A 19,000-nucleotide genomic window follows, 5' to 3' on the forward strand; every position below is an offset into this window, starting at 1 on the left:
CGTGCATGCGTCGATCGTAGGAGATTCACGGGTGAAACGTTCCGTGCATCGTGACTCAGGGTCTAAGTTGTGACGAGCGCAAGAAATTCTCGAAGATTACTTGGAGACCGATAACCTGACCCGTGCAGACGCTCGCGTTATGCCGGGACACGTCCGTTCGGGAACGAAGCTGCGAACATGATGGCCTCGACAAATGTGACACCTGAAGCTGTATTGGAGGGTGTGCAGACGGAGGCCAGATGGCGGCTTGGCATCCTGTTCGTGCCTTCGTCGCCTCCGGGAAGATAGATGACCGTGATCGGAGCATTGAATGAGTAGCTCAAACCAGTTTCTGGATTGGAAACTTGGTTCCAGTTTGTGAGCTTGCCTGAGAAGATGCCACAGAGATCGTCGTCGTTCAGCGCGATGCAGCGTGCTTGGTTGGGTGTCGTCTGCGGCGTTGTCGTGCTGGTTACGGTCGGTCCATTGGCGATAGGAATCGTGATCGGCGTAATGACATACGGAATCCGGATCAGCGGGTCGTTGGTCGTGCCAAAGCCGGTCTAGTACGTCGTGATGTCTGCATTCTGCAGCGTGATATCTATATTACAGTTGAAAACTGCGCCCCCGGTAACCGGGGGCGCAGTCGAGTCAGCCGCGGACCATTCAGTCCGCCAACTGCTTAACGACCGGTGACCGTGCCCGTGCAGACGCTTGTGTTGCCGATGTCGAGGTTGTAACCGCTCGTGTTGCTCAGGAAGTCAGCCGAAATCGCCGTTTGGAAGTTCGACGACACGGTGTCGAAACCGTTGCCGTGAACGATCGACGCGAAGCGGGCATCCGTGAAGTGAGCGTTCAGGAAATCATGCACAGCGGTCTTGACGGTGGAATCCGCGTAGCACTGGCTCAGGATGATCTGGCTGGTGCCGGAAACCGGATAACCCGAACCCGGATTGCCGACGTTCGGCACCCAGTTTGCCTGGTTGGCGGCGCGAGCCTGGCCGCTCGGAACCGTCGCCGTGCTCAGGGCCGTCGTCGCATTCGCATACGTCGGTGCGTAGTAAACGCCGTTCGTCTTGTTCACGAGGCTCGCCACCGGCAGTTGCAGTGCGCCGGCCGGCGTCACGACCGTGCTCGACGGGGCGAGGAACGTGTTCGTGTAGTCCGGGCTCAGGTAGGCGATCGCGGCCGTGCCGGCCGAGGACAGCGACGTGAGCGCGGTGCGCACGCCGCCGCTGCCGGAAGCCGCAACGAAGTTCGACGGCACGCCGCTCGGGAACGACGCCGTGAACGTCAGCGAATCGACGAACGTTACGCCGGTCGCCGTATTGTTCGTCGTACAGACAGTGGGCGTGGCCAGGTGTCGGGTCAGCAGTTCCGTCGTGCCGCTGCCGTCCGCACGATAGACGACCTTGATCGGCGAGCTGGTCGTCGTGTACGCCGAACCCGTTTGCGGGTTGATGACCTGGTTCCAGTTCGTCAGCTTGCCCGAGAAGATCCCGCACAGATCGTCGTCGTTCAGCGCGATGCTGTGCGCCTGACCCGGCGTCGTTTGCGGCGTCGTCGTGCTCGTCACGGCCGGGCCGTTGACGACCGGAATCGTGATCGGCGTGACGATGTACGGAATCTGGATCAGCGGACCGTTGGTCGCGCCGAGGCCGGGGCTCGTCTTGTACGACGTGAGCTGGGCGCTCGACAGCGCCGCGTCGCTGTTCGCGAAGTGGACCGTGCCCGTGACCGTCGAGCCGAAGTACGTCGGCTGGTTGTTCAGGAATGCGTTCTGGCCGGCACCCGAGCCCACCGAGTAATACGTGAACGAGCCTTCGGCGGTGCCGAACAGGCCGATTTCGGTCGCGGCGTTGCCGATCGCGCCGATGGTCGGGGCGACGAGCGACGAACCGCCGCCGTGGATGTCCGCGGCCATCGCGGCCGTGGCGCCCAGACCGGAAACAACGAGAGCGAGGACTTGACAGATCTTGCGCTTGCTGGATTTCATGAGAAATTTCCTTGGACGAAGATAAACGGGAACCCCTGCTACTGCGGTTGGAATGCTTATGGACCGCCGGGTAAATGTAGGTTGAAATCAGAATGACGCGTGTGAATTTTTCATAACGAATGGTGCGTAACATTTTTATCGAGAAATTTATTGAGTTATTTGAGTTGATAAAGCGTCGATGGGAGCGTCATTCGGCACAAGCTGGAGCGTCCAGATACTGGGATTCAGCCGCAATCATTCGGCGGATAGCGCGCGGGGGCCCGCATCATGCTTGATGGAGACCGTTGACGCAGCCTGCGAGTCCGGGCAGGCCTATCCCAACTTCAAGACGGTTTTGTGGCGGATGTTACGGAACATTCTGCACGTCGATGAATATCTTCCACTTTGATGTATTTCTCCGGGTTGTCGCGCGAGTCTGTAAATGGAAGGCCGATGACCGTCGCGTGTATTTAATGTGTGATCGATTAATTGGCTGGGTAATGGTGTAATCGTTTTTACGTTATAAGAATAACGACGTCAGGTAATAAAGCCCGTCAAAAAGGTAGCCCAACATCCGTCACAAATTTGCGCCGGTTTGCTCCGTAGTCTTCCCCGGCGACTCCGTCCGGCATGCTGCGCGACGCCATCGAAAGCAGTCGCGCACGTGACAGGAGAGCATCGGCATGTCGGCATTCCGCTACGAAGCGATCGATCCCACCGGCCGCACGCTGAAAGGCGTGCTCGAAGCCGATAGCGCACGCGCCGGCCGCAGCCATCTGCGCACGCAGGGGCTCACGCCGCTCGTCGTCGAACTCGCCGCGCAGCGCCTGCACGGCGAACGTCATCAACGGTTGTCGCTCGGCCGCAAGCTGTCGCAGCGCGAGCAGGCGATCCTCACGCGCCAGCTCGCGAGCCTGCTGGTCGCGGGCCTGCCGCTCGACGAATCGCTGTCGGTGCTGAGCGAGCAGGCCGAGCGCGAATACGTGCGCGAGCTGATGGCGTCGATCCGCGCGGAAATCGTCGGCGGCCATTCGTTCGCGAATGCGTTGAGCCAGCATCCGCGCGATTTCCCGGAAATCTATCGAGCGCTCGTCGCGGCCGGCGAGCACACGGGCAAGCTGGGTATCGTGCTGTCGCGCCTGGCCGACTACATCGAACAAAGCAACGCGCTGAAACAAAAGATCCTGCTCGCGTTCACGTATCCGGGCATCGTCACGCTGATCGCGTTCGGCATCGTCACGTTCCTGCTGAGCTACGTGGTGCCGCAGGTCGCCAACGTATTCACCAGCACCAAGCAGCAACTGCCGACGCTGACGGTCGTGATGCTCGCGCTGTCGGACTTCGTGCGGCACTGGTGGTGGGCGTCGCTCGCGGCGACGGTCGCGATCGTCTATGCGATCCGCAAGGTGCTGTCGCGCGATGCGCCGCGGCTCAGGTTCGACACGTGGGTGCTGACCGCACCGCTCGCCGGCAAGCTCGTGCGCGGCTACAACACGGTGCGCTTCGCGAGCACGCTGGGCATTCTCACGGCGGCCGGCGTGCCGATCCTGCGCGCGTTGCAGGCAGCCGGCGAGACGTTGTCGAACCGTGCGATGCGCGCGAACGTCGACGACGCGATCGTCCGCGTGCGCGAAGGCTCCGCGCTGTCGCGCGCGCTGGCCCATACGAAGACGTTCCCGCCGGTGCTCGTGCACCTGATCCGCTCGGGCGAAGCGACCGGCGACGTGACGACGATGCTCGATCGGGCATCCGAAGGCGAGTCGCGCGAACTGGAGCGCCGCACGATGTTTCTCACGAGCTTGCTCGAACCGCTGCTGATCCTCGCGATGGGCGGCGTGGTGCTCGTGATCGTGCTCGCGGTGATGATGCCGATCATCGAGCTGAACAACATGGTGCAGTGACGCGCGGCTCAGCGCACGAACGCGTTGGCTTTCTCGGTGGCGGGCAGCGCAATCTCGCGTTGCAGCCCGTTGCGGTCGACGACGATCGAGCGCGCGCGCACCTCGGCGAGCTTCGCGGCTTCGCCGATCGTGGCGCCGAGCGAGACGACACGCGATGCATCGCCGCCGACGCTGACGATCGCGGCCGCACGGCGCGCGTCGAACGCGAGCACGCCGAGCAGCTGGATGGCATCGCGGCCGTCGTCGGGTTTCGCACCGAAGAGTCGTGCGCCGGCCGTGACGTCGATCGGCGCGCGCGGCGCAGGGGCCGCAACCGGTGCATCGGCCGCGGTCAGCACGTGCACGGCCCACAGCGACACGGCGACGAGCGCAGCCGCTGCGGCGAGCGTGGCGGCGACGGGCACGAAATCGGCGGGGGACGGAATGGTACGGAGCAGGGCGAGCGGTTTCATGGCGATCGATCGGTTCGGATGACGGAAGAAAGAAGACGCAAGACGCTTTCCATTCTTTGACGCAAGGGTGAATGCATGATGACGGGGCACGACGAAGCGCGCACATCGCAGGTGGCGCGACCGGGAGGACCGATGCATCGGCGCCTGCAACGCGGCTTCACGCTGATCGAGATCATGGTGGTGGTCGCGATCCTCGGGATTCTCGCGGCGCTGATCGTGCCGAAGATCATGAGCCGTCCCGACGAGGCGCGCCGCATCGCCGCGAAGCAGGACATCGGCACGATGATGCAGTCGCTGAACTTGTATCGCCTCGACAACGGGCGTTATCCGTCGCAGGAGCAGGGGCTGACCGCGCTGGTGCAGAAGCCGACGGTCGATCCGGCGCCGAACAACTGGAAGGACGGTGGCTATCTTGAGCGGTTGCCCAAAGATCCGTGGGGCAATGCGTATCAATACCTGAACCCGGGCGCGCACGGCGCGATCGACGTGTTCAGCTACGGTGCGGACGGCAAACCGGGCGGCGAGGGGAACGATGCGGACATCGGCTCGTGGCAGTGACGGCATGACGATCGCGCGCATCGGGAAGCGGCGGCCGCTAGTGGCCCGCCGTGCAGCAGGCTTCACGCTGCTGGAGATGCTCGTCGTGCTGCTGATCGTCGGGTTGCTGGTCGCGGTCGTGACGCTCGCGCCGTCGCGCAATCGCCGCACCGATCTCGCCGAGGAGGCGCAGCGCCTGGCGAACCTGCTCGAATCGGCGGGCGACGAAGCGCAGGTGCGCTCGATGCCGATCGCATGGCAGCCGGTCGGCGGCGGCTATCGCTTCGTACAGCGCACCGAAAGCGGCGGCTGGGCGCCGATGACCGACGACCTGTATCGCGCACGCCGCTGGGGCAGCGAGGTGACGGGCGTGTCGGTGCGTTATACAGGCGGCGGCGAAACGCCGTCGCGGCTCGTGCTCGGCAGCGAAAGCATCGATGTGCCGGTGACGATCACGCTGTGGTCCGGCGATGTGCGGATGGCCGTCGTCGGCACGGGCATTGGCAACTTCGTCGTGCGCCGGCCATGAGCGGCAGGCGTCGTGGTGCGCATGCGAATCGGTGATGCACGAAAGCGGTGCGGCGCGATCGAGTCGCGCGGCGATACGCTTCACCTGACTGTCACAGTGCCCGCTCACAATCTGTCGTTCGCTTGCGACCGAGCCGTTCACGGGGGTGCGCGCTTCGGCACGCAGCGTGCAACTCCACTTCCGTCCAGGGATTCATGACTCGTTCACGGGCGCCGACCGGTGTCCTGGCGCTCGTCGCGTGGCTCGCGTTCGTCGTGCTGTGCATGCGCGGCGCGTACGCGCAGGAGACCGGTTCCATCGGCCGCCAGCCGGGCAGCGCGGTGCATTTCGATCTGCCCGCGCAGCCGCTCGCGAAGACCTTGCAGGACTTCGCGCGGCTCACGGAGCTGATCGTGCTGGCGCCGGCGCCGCTGCTCGACGGGCGCACGAGTGCGCCGGTCCAGGGCGATTTCGCGCCGCGCGACGCGCTCGAGCGGATGCTGGCGGGAACGGGGTTGCGTGCGGAATTCTCGCGTCCGGACGAAGCGATCATCGTCGCGCGGCAGGCCGCCGAGACGCCGCCTGCTCCGGCCGACACGCCGGCGGATGCCGCGCTGCCGATCGACGGGATCGGCGATGCCGGCGATCGGCGCGCGTTCGCGGGCCTGCTGCAGGCGCATCTGATCGATGCGCTGTGCGCGCAGCCGGCGGCCGTGCCGGGCAGCTATCGACTCGTCGCGCAGGTGCGCATCGACAACAGGGGGGCGGTGGTGGCGGTCAACATGGTGGCATCGAGCGGTTCGGCCGTCCGCGACGCGGCGGTGATGCGCGCGCTGCGCGCGCTGAAGCTGGACGACGCGCCGCCGGCGGACTTGCCGCAGCCGGTCACGATCCTGCTGCGCCCGGCCGGCAACGGCGTGCATTTCCGTTGCCCGGCGCCGCAGCCGGCCGTTCGGGGCTAGGCCGCCATGTCCGACAGCAACCGCTCCGGGCTCCGGAATCTGCTGGCGACGCGCTACGCGTACCTGGTCAGGCGGCTCGAACGCGTGACGGGGTCGAAGGACGGCGCCGCCGACGCGCTGCACGAAACCTGGCTGCGCCTCGAGAACGCGAACGTCTCCACGCAGGTGACGAACGCGGACGCCTATATACTCGGGATGGCGAACAATGTCGCGATCGACCAGCATCGGCGCGAACGGCGGCATCTGCACGACGACGACGTCGAGACGCTGCTCGAAATGCCCGACGAACTGGCCGATCCCGAGCGCATCGTCGCGGCGCGCCGCAAGGTCGAGACGCTGAAGGACGTGCTGCGCGGCCTGCCGCCGCGACGCCGCGCGATCCTGCTGGCCGCTCGCGTGGACGGCCTGCTGAACCGCGAGATCGCCGAGCATTTCGGCATTTCGCTGAGGCTCGTCGAAAGCGAGCTGAGCGCGGCGATGAAGTACTGCCTGCAACGCATGCAGGAAGACGGTGATCCGTACACGGGCACGCGAGGCGGCCCGCGCAAATTTTGAGCATCCGGACGATGACGAAAGCCCAGGCCCAACCTGCCCACGACGAACTCGACGAAGCGAGTGCGTGGCTGCTGCGTCTGCGCTCGGGAGAAGCGAGCCAGGCCGAAGCCGATGCGTTCGAGCGCTGGTGTGCCGATCGTCCGCAAGCCGCCGATCTGCTGCGCGATACCTGGAGTTCGCTGCGTACGGCGGCGACCGAGCTTTCGCACGAGGAACGCACGGCCGCTGCCTGGGCAGATGTTGCCAAGCGCGAGCGCACGATGCGCACCGGGCGGCGCGCGTTCATCGGCTTCGCGGTCGCGGCCGGCGCGTCATGGCTCGCGGTGCGCCCACCGATGCAGATGTGGCTGTCGCTTGGCGAACTCGCGGCCGACTATCACACCGGTACCGGCGAACAGCGCAGCGTCGCGCTGTCGTCGCGCGTGACGGTCGAACTGAATACGCAAACGCGTCTCGACGTGCTGCCCGCGAGCGATGCCGCGCATGGCGTCGAAGTCGTCGCGGGCGAGGCGGAAATCGATGCGGTCGCGCCGCCGGCTGGCCGCGCGACGCCGATCCAGCCGGTCACGGTGGTGGCGGGCGGCGGCCGCATGCAGGCGACGGTCGCGCGCTTCAACGTGCGGCGCACGGGCTCGCAGGTGTGCGTGACCTGCCTGTCCGGCACGGTCGCGCTCGAGCATCCGCGCGGCGCGCGTACGTTGAACGCCGACGATCAGGTCGTCTACGACGATCGCGGCGTGCAGCCGGTGTCGCGGATCGATCCGGTCGCCGTCAGCGCGTGGCGGCGCGGCATGCTGGTGTTCAACGGCGTGCCGCTGTCGGACGTCGTCGACGAGATCAACCGCTACCGGCGCGGCAAGGTCATCCTGCGCAGCGCGTCGCTCGGCGCGAACCGGATGCAGGCGCAGTTCCCGATCACGCGGCTCGACGACGTGATCGACATGGTCGGCCGCCTGTACGGCGCGCACATCACGCGCCTGCCCGGCAACATCGTGCTGCTGAGCTGACGCGGCTTCCCGCGTCATCCGCTTTCTTCCTTTCTCCTCGTCTTCGCCAGGCGGTGCGTCCGCCTGCTTCGCGGCCGCCCGCGCTGCGGGTTACGGCCCCTCGATACGACCTTATCCATGAGGGCCGGCAAACGCCGGGCTGTCGTTCGCGATGGCCCGGCGGGGCGTCGTCGGACCCGAGGCGTGGGTGGCAAGCGCCCCGGCCGCGCGGTGATGCGCGGTGGGGGGATGTGTGTCGAGGGAGCTTCGGGCGGTGGCGTGATCATGAACGAATCGCAACGGGAGTCGGATTCCGGCGACGCGGACACGCGCGCCGACGCGATCCGCGAGGGCGCGGTGCGCTGGCTGCTGTGGCTGCGCGCCGGCGACACGACTGAACGGGAACGCGACGCTTTCGGGCGCTGGCGCGCGCAGAGCGACGAGCATGCGCGCACGGTCCGCGAGCTGATCTGGATGTGGGCCGTGCTGGAGACGGTCGGTCGCCAGGAGCCCGGCGAGCCGGGCGGGTCGCCGCGCACGCATTGACGCGGTGCCCGGGCGTCGCAAGAAAGTCTGCGGGTTAGGCGCGCCCGCTTCGACCTTGTATACGAGAGAGCGAGGGGCCGTACAGAGGGGCCGAGAGGCGGAGACCGGGGCCGGGAGCCGGAATGGGCTCCCGGACCACCGTTCACGCACGGTGGTCGGCGCGCGCGCCGATCCAGGCGGCGTCGAGCGGATCGTCGGCGTCGCGCAGCGGCTCGCGCAGAAACGGAAAGCGTTCGACGAACGGTGCGGATTCTTGCAGGGCCACGATATGGTTGACCATCCATTGCAGCAGTTCGCCGCCGTGCCGGACCTGTTCCGGCCGCCAGTCCGGCATCGTCGAGAAGAGGGCGGAGAAGCCGCTCCAGCGCGACGGGCGGTCGTTGTCGCCGGGGCGGAAATAGGTATTCATCGCGACGTCGCGCGCGTCCGTCAGCGTGCCGACGAACAGCCCGTGCGGCGTCGGCACGCCGATCTGCTGCCAGCCCTCCGCGAGGGCCAGCGCGCGCATCACGCGTGCCATGACGAACGCGATGCGCGTCTCATGCTCGATTTCCGCCAGCGACATCACGCCGTTGCGCTGCATGCAGCGCGCGACCGCGTGCGGCCGGATCACGTTCGACGCGAAGCTGCGCAGCACGAGGTCGGGCACCGTCAACTGAAGCTGGAATTCACGCAAGCCGTGCTCGGCGCTCATCGTCGAGAAATGGACGAACAGCCCTTCCGCGTGACCGAGCGCGCCGACGTACGGTTCGAGCCCGAGGCGCACGAGTTTCGGCGCGATCTGGCGTTCGAGCAGCCGCAGCAGGTTGCGGCGATTGCGCACGCCCGTGAAATCGTCGAGGCCGCGCGTGACGATGTCGCTGATCTCCCAGCGGCGCTCGTCGGCGACGAGCCGCGGGGAGCCGCTCAGGTCGAACCGGGCGCGGCCGTGCGCCACGCGGGGATCTACGTACATGCCGGTGCCTCGTGCATCGATTGCGGGCGGACCGCCGCGACGGCGCATCGTCGCGCGGATCGGGTCGCCCACGATGCTGCGGGGTCGCGCGCGGCCCGTCAAGTGCGATTGCGCCGCGACGCAGGCTGGCCGGCACACCGGGCCGAACAGTGGGGAGTGACCGGATGATGCGCACGATCGTGGAACGCTTCGTCGAACAGAGCCCGATGACGATCATGACGCGGCTCGTGCTGCAGTGTGCGCTGCATGACGACTGGATCGGCACGGCGGCCGAAGCCGACGAAGAACCCGACGACGAGTCGATTCGCGAGACGCTGTTCGCGCTGGCGGTCGACGCGATCGCGGCGATTGCCGCGCACCTGCAGACCCCGCATATCCCGCATTCGCCGCAGGCGAGGGCTGGAAACGTATCGTCCGTGTCCGGCGCCGCCGTGGCTGCGCTTCACGACGGCATGAGCCGATGGCGGGCCGGCTGGGGGCGCGCGCTCGTCAGGGACAGCGTCGATCTGCTGTTGCCCGTCGCGGCGGGGCGAGCGGACGAACGGGCGCACGTGTCCGGCGGGATGCGGCTGCGCGTGCTGGACGGCGCGGGCGACGGTTGCGCGCCCGGCGCCGCCGGTTGCGGTTGCGGCCACGCTTGCGACGACCCGGCGCGCGACGCCGCGCTAGGCATGACGGGCGCACGCGTGTTGCCCGTCTACGATCCGGATCTCGCGATGATCGTCGACCTGCTGCCGCTCGAGCGCGGCCGTGCGCACGAACGCGCATTCGTCGGCGCGCTGCTGGAAACGGTGCGGCCCGGCGAGCTGTGGCTCATCGACGGCCGTTTCGATACCGATGCGATCGTGTCGGGATGGCCGCGCCGCGGCGGCGCGTTCGTGCTGCGCGACGGCGGCGGCCACGCCGCGTGCCGGCCGCTCGGCGACTGGCGCGAAGCCGGCCTGCTGGACGGCGGTACCGTGCGCGAGCAGGCCGTCGGCATCGCGGGCGACGGCGGCGCGGCCGGTACGCTCAGGCGAATCGAATGGCGCGGTCACGAGCCCGATCGCAACACGGTTGCGACGGTTGAGGTGCTGACGAACCTGCCGGTCGACCCGTTCGATGCATGCCGGATCATCCAGTTGTCGCGCCGCCGCTGGCGCGATGCACTGCCGTTGCCGCTCGATCCCGTGCCGGGCGGCGCGCCGTTCGGCGGCGTGCCCGCGCGCGCATCGCTGCTCGCGAGCGGCATCGCGGCACTCGCATACAACGCGTTCAGCGTGATGACGCGCGTCGTCGCCGGCGCGCTCGGCCTCGACGAACGCGACGCGCAACGCGTGCCGGCACACATCGCCGACGGCGTCGCGGCCACCTACCCGGGGATGATGATCGCGCTGCCGCCCGACTGGTGGCGGCGCTACGACCAGTTGCCCGCGTCGACGCTCGGCCAGATCGTGCGGATGCTGGCCGTGCACGTCGATCCTCGCAGCGAACGGCGCAGGCGCCGCGACAACCGGCTGTCCGCGAAATCGCAGGCGCTGCTGCGCGCGGCGACGCTCGAACGCCTGCTACACGACGACGGTGGCGATCCGGCCGCGCACGTATTCAGCCTGCGCACGATCGCGATGGCCACGCGCGACTTCAGCAGCAATCCGTCGAAGGCGCTGCGGCACGCGGGCGAGGCGCTCGTGATGATCACCAAGTACAACCGGCCGATCGCGCTGCTCGTGTCGATCGACGACTGGAACCGGCTGCTCGGCGAAGTGCGCGAGACGAGCCTCACGCGGCTGTCGTTCGATGCCGCCGCGTCGCTGGGCATCCGCGCGGTGACGTTGAGCGAATCGTCGCTGAATTAGCGCGTGCCGATCCGGAAGTGCGGGGCGGTGATCGCCGGTTGGCCCGGCAGGCGGCTCGCCGCGCCGGCGCATGCGGCCTGCGGCCTCAACTCGTGAGCCGCCGCACCCAGATGACCGACGTCCACGCGAAATTGCCGCTGCCGTAGCGCGCGATCAGCGTGTCGATGCGCGCGTTGATCCGTGCCGAATGCACGCGGCAATGCACGATGAAATAGCCGCTGTTCACGCCGACGGCCGAGCCGTCCGGCAACGTCGGGTTGCCGCCCTGCGCGGGCAGCAGGTACTCGGCGATGTCGCCGGTGCTGACGAAGTATGCAGTCGCGCGCCGGTCGACGAGCCGCTTGGCCTGGCTCGCCGACAGCGTCGGGATCGCGGCGACCAGCACCGGTTCGGTCGCGGTGTTCGCGTTGACGACGGTCAGGTCGGGCAGGATCGTGACGAACGGCGCGAGTGCTTCGATCGCATGCGCGTCGTAGCCGGGAATGCGTGCGAGATCGTCGACGGACACGAGCTGCAGCGGCCAGCCGCCTGGGCCGTTCGCGTCGCGCAGCGAGCGCAGCATGTAGTCGGCCGTCGGTTGCGCGAGCGCCGGATCGAGCGACAGCTGGCCGAGCAGGCGCCGGTACGCCAGCACGCCTTCGCCGCTGGACTGCCACGGCTTGCCGGGCGCGGCGCGCGATACGAGGTTCATCAGGTTGAAGCGCGCCTGCGCGTCCTCGACGCTGCCCGAGATCGACGCGCGCGACAGTTCGGCATTGACCGCCAGCGCGTCGGACGGCAGCAGGTCCGAGAGCGGCACGTCGGCGACCGGCAACGACCACGGCTGGCCGGCGAACGTCACGTTCGACGTCGCGCTTTGCGCGCGCAGCGTCGCGCGTGCCCACTCGACCGCGGCGCGCTCGATCCACATCGTCTGTGTCGCGAGCCGCTGGTTCTCGACGTCGCGCGTCGCGACCTGCTGGCGCCACAGCACGGTGGCCGCGAGCGTGGCCGCCAGCGCGACGACGAGCAGCACCGTCACGATCGCGATGCCGCGTTCGCGCCGTGCGTGCGCCGTCCGTCCTGTCCCGTATCGATGCATCCGCGTGCCCCCGCAGTGTCGGCGCGGCGCGCTCACACCTCGAACGCCAGCCACGCATGCGCGATGCTCGCATGCGCAGATGACGTGACGCCGAACAGCGCGGCGAGCCCCGCGACCCAGCACGCGAGCGTCGCGGGACGCATGCCGTCGTCGGCAAGCGGGCCGACGAGGCCGGCGATCGCGTGCGAGCGCCACAGCAGCAGCACGAACAGCGTGCAGCTGACGATCATCGCGATCGCGAACGTGTGCGCTGCAACCGCGGGGCGCCGGGTGAACGGCGTGCGGTGATGCCGCTGGTTCGTCGCGACGATCGCGACCCCGTTGGCGACCGGCACGATCGCCATCGCGAGCGCCCAGAACAGCGGCTGGTCACTCGACGGATTGATCAGCAGCAGCGTGCCGATCATCCAGATCGGCGGCGCGAGCAGCGTGAGCGCGGACCACGACAGCAGTTGCCACGCGAGCCACGGCGCGCGCCAACGCAGCGGCGGATTCGACGCGGCATGAGCGGCGGACGGAAGCGATCGGCCCGGCATTCCGGTGGCGCCGGACAACCGCCCGGCGAGCCACCGCACGAGCATCGTAGCGAATGACATGGAGTGTCCTGTCGTTGACGTGTTCTGTTCTCAATAGTTAGGACGAAGCGAACAGCCGCAAGCCGCAGGATTTCGTGCGTGCCGGCGGTCTGCGGTGCGGCGTAAACGGTCCCGACGATCGCGCCCCGTGTTTCGCGAGTGTTTCGTGAATATCTTCAGCGGAATGTCACAAAAACTTCCCGGTTGAAACCCGAGGATTGTCGGGCCGCACGCTGGCCGGTCGCGTTTTCGCGCGTGGGTCGGACGGACGGCGACGCGTTTGCCGGCGGTCCGTGCGCAACGGCGGGCCGCCGTTGCGCCGCACGTCGGCCAGGCAACGACATGTACACGAAACGGGGGCCACGCAAGGTCATGCGCCGTGTGTCGCGCGTTTTGCGCGAGGGGCGGCTGCGCGCGCATTGCAGGCCGCTTGCGTCGACCGCTTGCCCGTGCCGGCGCAACGGTCGACGTCACGCAAAAAAACATTGCGGCAATGCGCGCTTCGTTCCGTCTAGGTAGGTGGGAGCTGCGACTTGGTGCGCCGTACGCGGCCCCGTTCGCGACCGATGCGCGTGCATCGCGCCGGCGGGCGGGAGTACGCAAGCGGGCATTTTTTCTCATCAGGCGGCGTGAAGCCGACAGGTGCATGACAGTGGAACAGTTCGAGGAAACCCGGCCGGCAGGCGAAAGCGGCGCGCCGCCGGACGACGTATCGGCGCGGCAGGCGGAAGCGTTGTCGCCGGTCATCAACCTGCGCGACACCGGGCGCATCCTGCAGGTGCTCGAGGCGCTCAAGTGCTCGCTGGCCGTGAGTCGCCGCCCGTCCGGCGTGGCCGTGATCGGCGTCGACGACGGCGTGCCCACGCTGTCCGCGTGCTTGTTGCCGCGCTCGATGGGGATGGCCGTGTCGGGCAACCGGCTCGCGGTCGCGACGATGCACGAGCTGATGGTGTTCGCCAACGTGTCGACGCTCGCGCCGCACTATCCGGCCCGACCGGATCACTACGACGCGATGTTCGTGCCGCGCATGTCGTACTACACGGGCGATCTCGACCTGCACGACATGGCGTTCGACAAGCATGTGCTGCTCGCGGTCAACACGCGCTATTCCTGCATCAGCGTGATCGACGGCTATTTCAATTTCACGCCGATCTGGCAGCCGCCGTTCGTGACGGAGACCGCGCCCGACGATCGCTGCCACCTGAACGGCATGGCGTTCGCCGACGGCAAGGTACGGTTCGCGACGGCGCTCGGCATGAGCAACGAGCCGTTCGGCTGGCGGGGCGGGATGGCCGGCAACGGCATCGTGATGGAGGTGCCGTCCGGCCGGGTCGTCGCATCCGGGCTGTCGATGCCGCATTCGCCGCGCGTGATCGGCGGGCGCCTGCATGTGCTCGAAGGCGGCCGCGGCCACGTGCTGCAGATCGATCCGCAGTCCGGTGCGCGGCGCGTGCTCGCGAAGCTGCCGGGCTTTACGCACGGTCTCGCCGAGTACGGGGGCGTGCTGTTCGTCGGGCTGTCGAAGTTGCGCGACAAACGCGGTCCGCAGGGGTTGCCGATCGAGAGCGAATCGGATGGGCTGGTCGCGGGGGTCGCCGCACTCGACGCGAACACCGGCGACGTGCTCGGCATCCTGCAGTTCTTCAACGGCGTCGACGAGATCTTCGACGTGCAGGTGATCCCGAACGTGCGGCGCGCGGAAATCCTGAGCCCGCAACAATGGGCCGAGACGCCGTCGATCGTGACGATGCAGGGCGGCTTCTGGCAGACGCGTCCGCGCGAGGACGACGAACCCGCGAAGGCGGCGGAGCGCGCGTGATGAAGATCGATCGTTGCGGGTTTCCCGACGTCGTTTCGTCCTTATCGGTAGACGTGGCTCGCGCAGCGCGGGGCGCGTCGCCGCGGCGGGCCGGCGGGGTGTTGTGGCTCACGGGGTTGTCGGGCGCGGGCAAGACGACGCTGGCCGACGCGGTGGCGGCGCGGCTGCGCGAACGACGCGTGCATCCGGTGGTGCTCGACGGCGACCGGCTGCGCACGGGGATGAATCGGGATCTCGGTTTTACGGTGCAGGATCGTTTTGAAAACGTGCGGCGCATCGCAGAAGTCGCGGCACTGACGAGCGAATCCGGCGCGCTGGCGATCGTCGCGGTCATTTCGCCGCTCGCGGCGATGCGTGACGAAGCGAGAGCGATCGTGGGGCCGGCATTCCGTGAGGTGTATGTGAGCACGTCGCTGGCCTGCTGCGAAACGCGCGATCCGAAAGGGCTGTATGCGAAGGCGCGGTGCGGCAAGCTGCCGGAATTCACGGGGGTTTCGGCGCCGTACGAACCGCCGGTGGAAGCCGATCTCACGATCGATACCGGCCGCTCGCCGCTCGCGACGTGCGTCGATATGCTGATGCAGTTCGCCGTGACGCAGTTCGGTTTCCAGGCCGATGCGCAGGCGGCGCTGACGCAGCACGGCTGAGTTCGGATCGACAGTATAAAAAGCATTGCGCAGTTCATGATAAGGATGGCGAATCAATCGTCATCAAAGTGAAACAGGCAGCTGATAGCGGGGCGAGCGGCTGGTGCAGCGCGGCTTCGCTGCGCTCGGGCACAACAAAGGGGAATGGCGCATGCCGCCGAGAGTAGACCGCAAGTCACGCGAACGATGGCGGCTGAATGGCCGGTGCCTGGCTGGTGCCGTGCTGGCCGGAGGATTGAGCGTCGCGCCGGGCATTCATGCGCAGGAAGCCGCGCCGGCCGTGAAGGCGGCGCCGGCTGCGCCGCAGTCGTTCGACGTGAATGCCTTCGTGGTGCGCGGCAATACGACGTTGCCGACGCTCGAGATCGAGAAGGCCGTGTATCCGTTCGAAGGGCCGGGCCGCACGCTCGCCGACGTGAACGCGGCCCGCGACGCGTTGCAGAAGGCCTATCAGGATCGCGGCTACCAGTCGGTCGTCGTCGAGCTGCCGCAGCAGCAGGTGAAGAACGGCGTGATCCTGCTGCAGGTGACCGAGGCGAAGGTCGGGCGCCTGCGCGTGGACGGCGCGCAATACAACTCGCCGCAGAACATCCGCGACGCGGTGCCCGCGCTCGCCGAAGGCAAGGTGCCCGATTTCAACCAGGCACAGCAGCAGCTCACCGACCTGAACCGCTCGGCGGACCGCCAGGTGATTCCGGTGCTCAAGCCCGGCGCGCTGCCGCAGACGGTCGACGTCGACCTGAAAGTCGACGATCACAGCCCGCTGCACGGCTCGCTCGAACTGAACAACGACAACAGCCCCGGCACGTCGACGCTGCGCACGACCGCGAGCCTCAGCTATTCGAATCTGTGGCAGCTCGGCCACGTGATTTCCGGCACCTACGTGATCGCGCCGCAGCATCCGAACGATGCGCGCGTCTACGCGTTCTCGTATCTCGCGCCGATCAAGGACACACGCTGGAGCTTCCTCGCGACGGTCGTGCATTCGGACAGCAACGTCGCATCGGTCGGCAACACCAATGTGCTCGGCAAGGGCACCACGTACGGCTTCACCGCGATCTATTCGCTGCCGGCAACGGAGACCTACGCGCATTCGGTCAGCATCGAGATCGACCGCAAGCATTACGACGAAGACGTGTCGCTGCCGGGCCAGGGCAGCTCGACGGCGCCACTGACCTACGTGCCGGTGACGCTGTCGTATAACGGCCAGTTGAGCCTGAAGAACTCGCAGACCTCGTTCTCCGCGTCGCTGACGACGAACATCCGCGGCCTCGGCAGCGACTGGGGCGCGTGGGACAACAAGCGCTACAACGCGACACCGGATTTCGTGTACGGCAAGTTCGACGTGAACCACACGCAGCGCTTCGCGAACGACATGCAGGCCAATGCGCACGTGAACGCGCAGATCTCGAACTCGCCGCTCGTGTCGAGCGAGCAGTTCGCCGCTGGCGGGATGAACAGCGTGCGCGGCTACATGCAGGCCGAGAACACGGCCGACAGCGGCGTGATCGCGTCGCTGGAGTTGCGCAGCCCGTCGCTGTCGAAGTGGCTTGGCGGTGCGGTCGGCAGCCGGGTGAATGAATGGCGCTTCCACGCGTTCTTCGACGCGGCGCACCTGTGGCTGCTGAGCCCGCTGCCGGAGCAGACGTCGCGCTTCAACCTGATGAGCGTCGGCGTCGGCACGCGGCTGCAGTTGATGAAATACGCGAGCGCGGATTTCGAGGCCGGCTGGCCGTTGAAGGCGGGCGTCTATACGCGGCAGTACAGCCCGCGGTTCGATTTCTACGTAAGGCTGGGGTTCTGACGGATTTTTTGATCGTGGCAGGGCGATGCGACGAGCGCGGCGCCCGCCCATTCGGGGAGTGGATCGTGAAGCGAGTCTTGTTTTTCCTGTTGGCGGTGATGCTCGGCGTGCTGCCCGGCATTGCGAACGCATGGTGGCAGAACGACTGGTCGTACCGGAAGGCGATCACGATCGACGCGAGCGCGAAGGGCGCGAACCTCGCGGAATCGGCCGGCCGCGTACCGCTGCTGATTCGCCTGCATTCCGGCAACTTCCAGTTCGACGGGCTGGCCGACAACGGCGCGGATATCCGCTTCGTCGCGGCCGACGACAAGACGCCGCTGAATTTCCATGTCGAGCAATACGATCCGGTGCTCGGCGTCGCGCTGATCTGGGTCGACGTGCCGAAGATGCCGGCCGGCGCCGCGGAGTCGATCTGGATGTACTACGGCAACAAGAAGGCGCCGGACGGCGGCAAGCCGGCCGAGACGTTCGATGCCGACTACACGCTCGTCTATCACTTCAACGGCGCGGCAGGCGCCCCGCCGAAGGACGCGACCGCATACGGCAACAACGCGCAGAACGCGACGTTCCGCACGGTCGAGGACGGCATCGTCGGCAAGGGCGCGCGGTTCGACGGCACGGGGTCGCTGACGCTGCCGGCGAGCGCGTCGCTGAACGTGCCGGCCGGCGGTAGCTTTACGTTCAGCGCGTGGGTGAAGCCGTCGGCGCTGGCGCCGAACGCGCTGCTGTACAGCCGCCGCGACGGCGCGAATGCGCTGCTGATCGGCCTCGACAACGGCGTGCCGTTCGCGGAAGTCGCCGGCGCGGCCAACAATCCGGCGCCGGTGCGCACGCCGGCCGCGCCGCCCGTCGCCGCGAACCAGTGGACCCATCTCGCGGTCACGGCCGACGGCAAGAGCCTGACCGTCTACGTGAACGGCAAGCAGGCCGCGCAGGTCGCGGCGACGTTGCCTGCACTGAACGGCGCGGCGACGATCGGCGCGGATGCGCCCGGCGCGCCGGCCGGGTTCGCCGCGTATGCGGGCGCGCTTGATGAACTGCGCCTGTCGAAGATCGCACGCTCGCCCGCCGCGATCGCGGTCGACGCGCTCGCGCAAGGCTCGGAATCGAAGCTCGTCGCGTATGGCGCGGACGAGAAGCAGTCGGGCTTCGGCTTCGGCTACTTCGGCGTGATCGTGCAGTCGGTGACCGTCGACGCATGGGTCGTGATCGCGATCCTGCTCGGCATGGCGCTCGTGTCGTGGGTCGTGATGTGGACGAAGGCGCGCTACGTCGGCACCGTCGACAAGGCGAACCAGTATTTCGTGCAGCGCTTCCGCGAAGTGGCCGGGCGTCATCTGGTCGGCCTTGCGCATGTCGACGAAGCGAGCGACGACGGCCGCCGGCTGTACCAGTCGTCGCTGTACCGGCTGTACAAGGCCGGCGTGCATGAAATCCACAGCCGCGTGGACGGCAACGGCCGCACGGTGATCACGTCCGAATCGATCGAGGCGATCCGCGCGTCGATGGACGCGACGCTCGTGCGCGAGAACCAGCGGCTGTCGAAATCGATGGTACTGCTGACGATCGCGATCTCGGGCGGCCCGTTCCTCGGCCTGCTCGGCACGGTGGTCGGCGTGATGATCACGTTCGCGGCGATCGCGGCGGCCGGCGACGTGAACGTGAACGCGATCGCGCCGGGTATCGCGGCCGCGCTGCTCGCGACCGTCACGGGCCTGTTCGTCGCGATTCCCGCGCTGTTCGGCTACAACTACCTGCTGATCCGCAACAAGAACGTGACCGCGAACATGCAGGTGTTCGTCGACGAATTCGTCACGCGCCTCGCCGAAGCGCACCGCACGCCCGATCACGCGGTGCTGGCCGACTGACCGCACGCAGGA

18 protein-coding genes are annotated in these 19,000 nt (G+C 67.5%); 12 read left to right on the forward strand and 6 right to left on the reverse strand.

Going from position 1 to position 19,000, the window contains the following annotated elements:
- Window positions 1-137 precede the first annotated feature (137 nt).
- Together HWX03_RS18955 and HWX03_RS18960 are read right to left on the reverse strand one after the other, a co-directional pair.
- Window positions 138-515 (reverse strand): substrate-binding domain-containing protein, encoded by a 378-nt coding sequence (locus tag HWX03_RS18955; protein ID WP_175872311.1) that lies wholly within the window; start codon window positions 513-515, stop codon window positions 138-140.
- 146 nt (window positions 516-661) lie between these two features.
- Window positions 662-1,975, reverse strand: a complete 1,314-nt coding sequence (locus tag HWX03_RS18960) for a substrate-binding domain-containing protein (RefSeq protein WP_175872228.1) — start codon at window positions 1,973-1,975, stop codon at window positions 662-664.
- A gap of 662 nt (window positions 1,976-2,637) precedes the next feature.
- On the opposite strand from HWX03_RS18960, the gene gspF reads away from it, so the two are divergent.
- On the forward strand, window positions 2,638-3,855 hold the full coding sequence (gene gspF, locus HWX03_RS18965; RefSeq protein ID WP_175872229.1) for a type II secretion system inner membrane protein GspF: 1,218 nt from the start codon (window positions 2,638-2,640) through the stop codon (window positions 3,853-3,855).
- Between the two features lie 8 nt (window positions 3,856-3,863).
- On the opposite strand, the gene HWX03_RS18970 is transcribed toward gspF, so the two are convergent.
- Complete coding sequence (locus HWX03_RS18970; RefSeq protein ID WP_175872230.1) at window positions 3,864-4,307, reverse strand: general secretion pathway protein GspC; 444 nt, start codon at window positions 4,305-4,307, stop codon at window positions 3,864-3,866.
- Between the two features lie 132 nt (window positions 4,308-4,439).
- On the opposite strand from HWX03_RS18970, the gene gspG reads away from it, so the two are divergent.
- From gspG to HWX03_RS19000, 6 genes are all read left to right on the forward strand, one after another.
- On the forward strand, window positions 4,440-4,865 hold the full coding sequence (gene gspG, locus HWX03_RS18975) for a type II secretion system major pseudopilin GspG (RefSeq protein ID WP_175872231.1): 426 nt from the start codon (window positions 4,440-4,442) through the stop codon (window positions 4,863-4,865).
- Between the two features lie 4 nt (window positions 4,866-4,869).
- Complete coding sequence (locus HWX03_RS18980) at window positions 4,870-5,373, forward strand: GspH/FimT family pseudopilin (RefSeq protein ID WP_244132672.1); 504 nt, start codon at window positions 4,870-4,872, stop codon at window positions 5,371-5,373.
- Between the two features lie 194 nt (window positions 5,374-5,567).
- A complete protein-coding gene (locus HWX03_RS18985) occupies window positions 5,568-6,314 on the forward strand; it encodes a secretin and TonB N-terminal domain-containing protein (RefSeq protein ID WP_175872233.1) in 747 nt (248 codons plus the stop codon).
- Window positions 6,315-6,320: 6 nt separating this feature from the next.
- A complete protein-coding gene (locus HWX03_RS18990; protein WP_011354683.1) occupies window positions 6,321-6,869 on the forward strand; it encodes an RNA polymerase sigma factor in 549 nt (182 codons plus the stop codon).
- 11 nt (window positions 6,870-6,880) lie between these two features.
- Window positions 6,881-7,876, forward strand: coding sequence for a FecR domain-containing protein (locus HWX03_RS18995; RefSeq protein WP_175872234.1), 996 nt, complete (start codon window positions 6,881-6,883; stop codon window positions 7,874-7,876).
- A 264-nt stretch (window positions 7,877-8,140) separates the two neighbouring features.
- A complete protein-coding gene (locus HWX03_RS19000; protein ID WP_244132674.1) occupies window positions 8,141-8,401 on the forward strand; it encodes a DUF4880 domain-containing protein in 261 nt (86 codons plus the stop codon).
- A 142-nt stretch (window positions 8,402-8,543) separates the two neighbouring features.
- On the opposite strand, the gene HWX03_RS19005 is transcribed toward HWX03_RS19000, so the two are convergent.
- Window positions 8,544-9,356, reverse strand: a complete 813-nt coding sequence (locus HWX03_RS19005; protein ID WP_175872235.1) for a hypothetical protein — start codon at window positions 9,354-9,356, stop codon at window positions 8,544-8,546.
- A gap of 164 nt (window positions 9,357-9,520) precedes the next feature.
- On the opposite strand from HWX03_RS19005, the gene HWX03_RS19010 reads away from it, so the two are divergent.
- Window positions 9,521-11,191, forward strand: a complete 1,671-nt coding sequence (locus tag HWX03_RS19010) for a type II toxin-antitoxin system Phd/YefM family antitoxin (protein WP_175872236.1) — start codon at window positions 9,521-9,523, stop codon at window positions 11,189-11,191.
- Between the two features lie 85 nt (window positions 11,192-11,276).
- On the opposite strand, the gene gspK is transcribed toward HWX03_RS19010, so the two are convergent.
- A complete protein-coding gene (gspK, locus tag HWX03_RS19015) occupies window positions 11,277-12,272 on the reverse strand; it encodes a type II secretion system minor pseudopilin GspK (RefSeq protein ID WP_175872237.1) in 996 nt (331 codons plus the stop codon).
- 32 nt (window positions 12,273-12,304) lie between these two features.
- Window positions 12,305-12,868 (reverse strand): hypothetical protein, encoded by a 564-nt coding sequence (locus tag HWX03_RS19020; RefSeq protein ID WP_175872238.1) that lies wholly within the window; start codon window positions 12,866-12,868, stop codon window positions 12,305-12,307.
- Window positions 12,869-13,493: 625 nt separating this feature from the next.
- Here HWX03_RS19020 and HWX03_RS19025 point away from each other — a divergent pair.
- The 4 genes from HWX03_RS19025 (at window position 13,494) to HWX03_RS19040 (ending at window position 18,988) form a co-directional block, all read left to right on the forward strand.
- Window positions 13,494-14,666 (forward strand): TIGR03032 family protein, encoded by a 1,173-nt coding sequence (locus HWX03_RS19025; protein WP_175872239.1) that lies wholly within the window; start codon window positions 13,494-13,496, stop codon window positions 14,664-14,666.
- Entirely contained in the window at window positions 14,666-15,313 is a 648-nt protein-coding gene (cysC, locus tag HWX03_RS19030) for an adenylyl-sulfate kinase (RefSeq protein WP_244132675.1), read from the forward strand. The genes HWX03_RS19025 and cysC overlap by 1 nt, the downstream gene beginning before the upstream one ends.
- A gap of 151 nt (window positions 15,314-15,464) precedes the next feature.
- Entirely contained in the window at window positions 15,465-17,117 is a 1,653-nt protein-coding gene (locus HWX03_RS19035) for a ShlB/FhaC/HecB family hemolysin secretion/activation protein (protein WP_244132676.1), read from the forward strand.
- Between the two features lie 65 nt (window positions 17,118-17,182).
- Window positions 17,183-18,988, forward strand: a complete 1,806-nt coding sequence (locus tag HWX03_RS19040; protein WP_175872241.1) for a MotA/TolQ/ExbB proton channel family protein — start codon at window positions 17,183-17,185, stop codon at window positions 18,986-18,988.
- The last annotated feature ends 12 nt before the right edge of the window (window positions 18,989-19,000 follow it).

Origin of the sequence: Burkholderia sp. BCC0397 (assembly GCF_902832865.1) — a bacterium.
Lineage (GTDB): Bacteria > Pseudomonadota > Gammaproteobacteria > Burkholderiales > Burkholderiaceae > Burkholderia.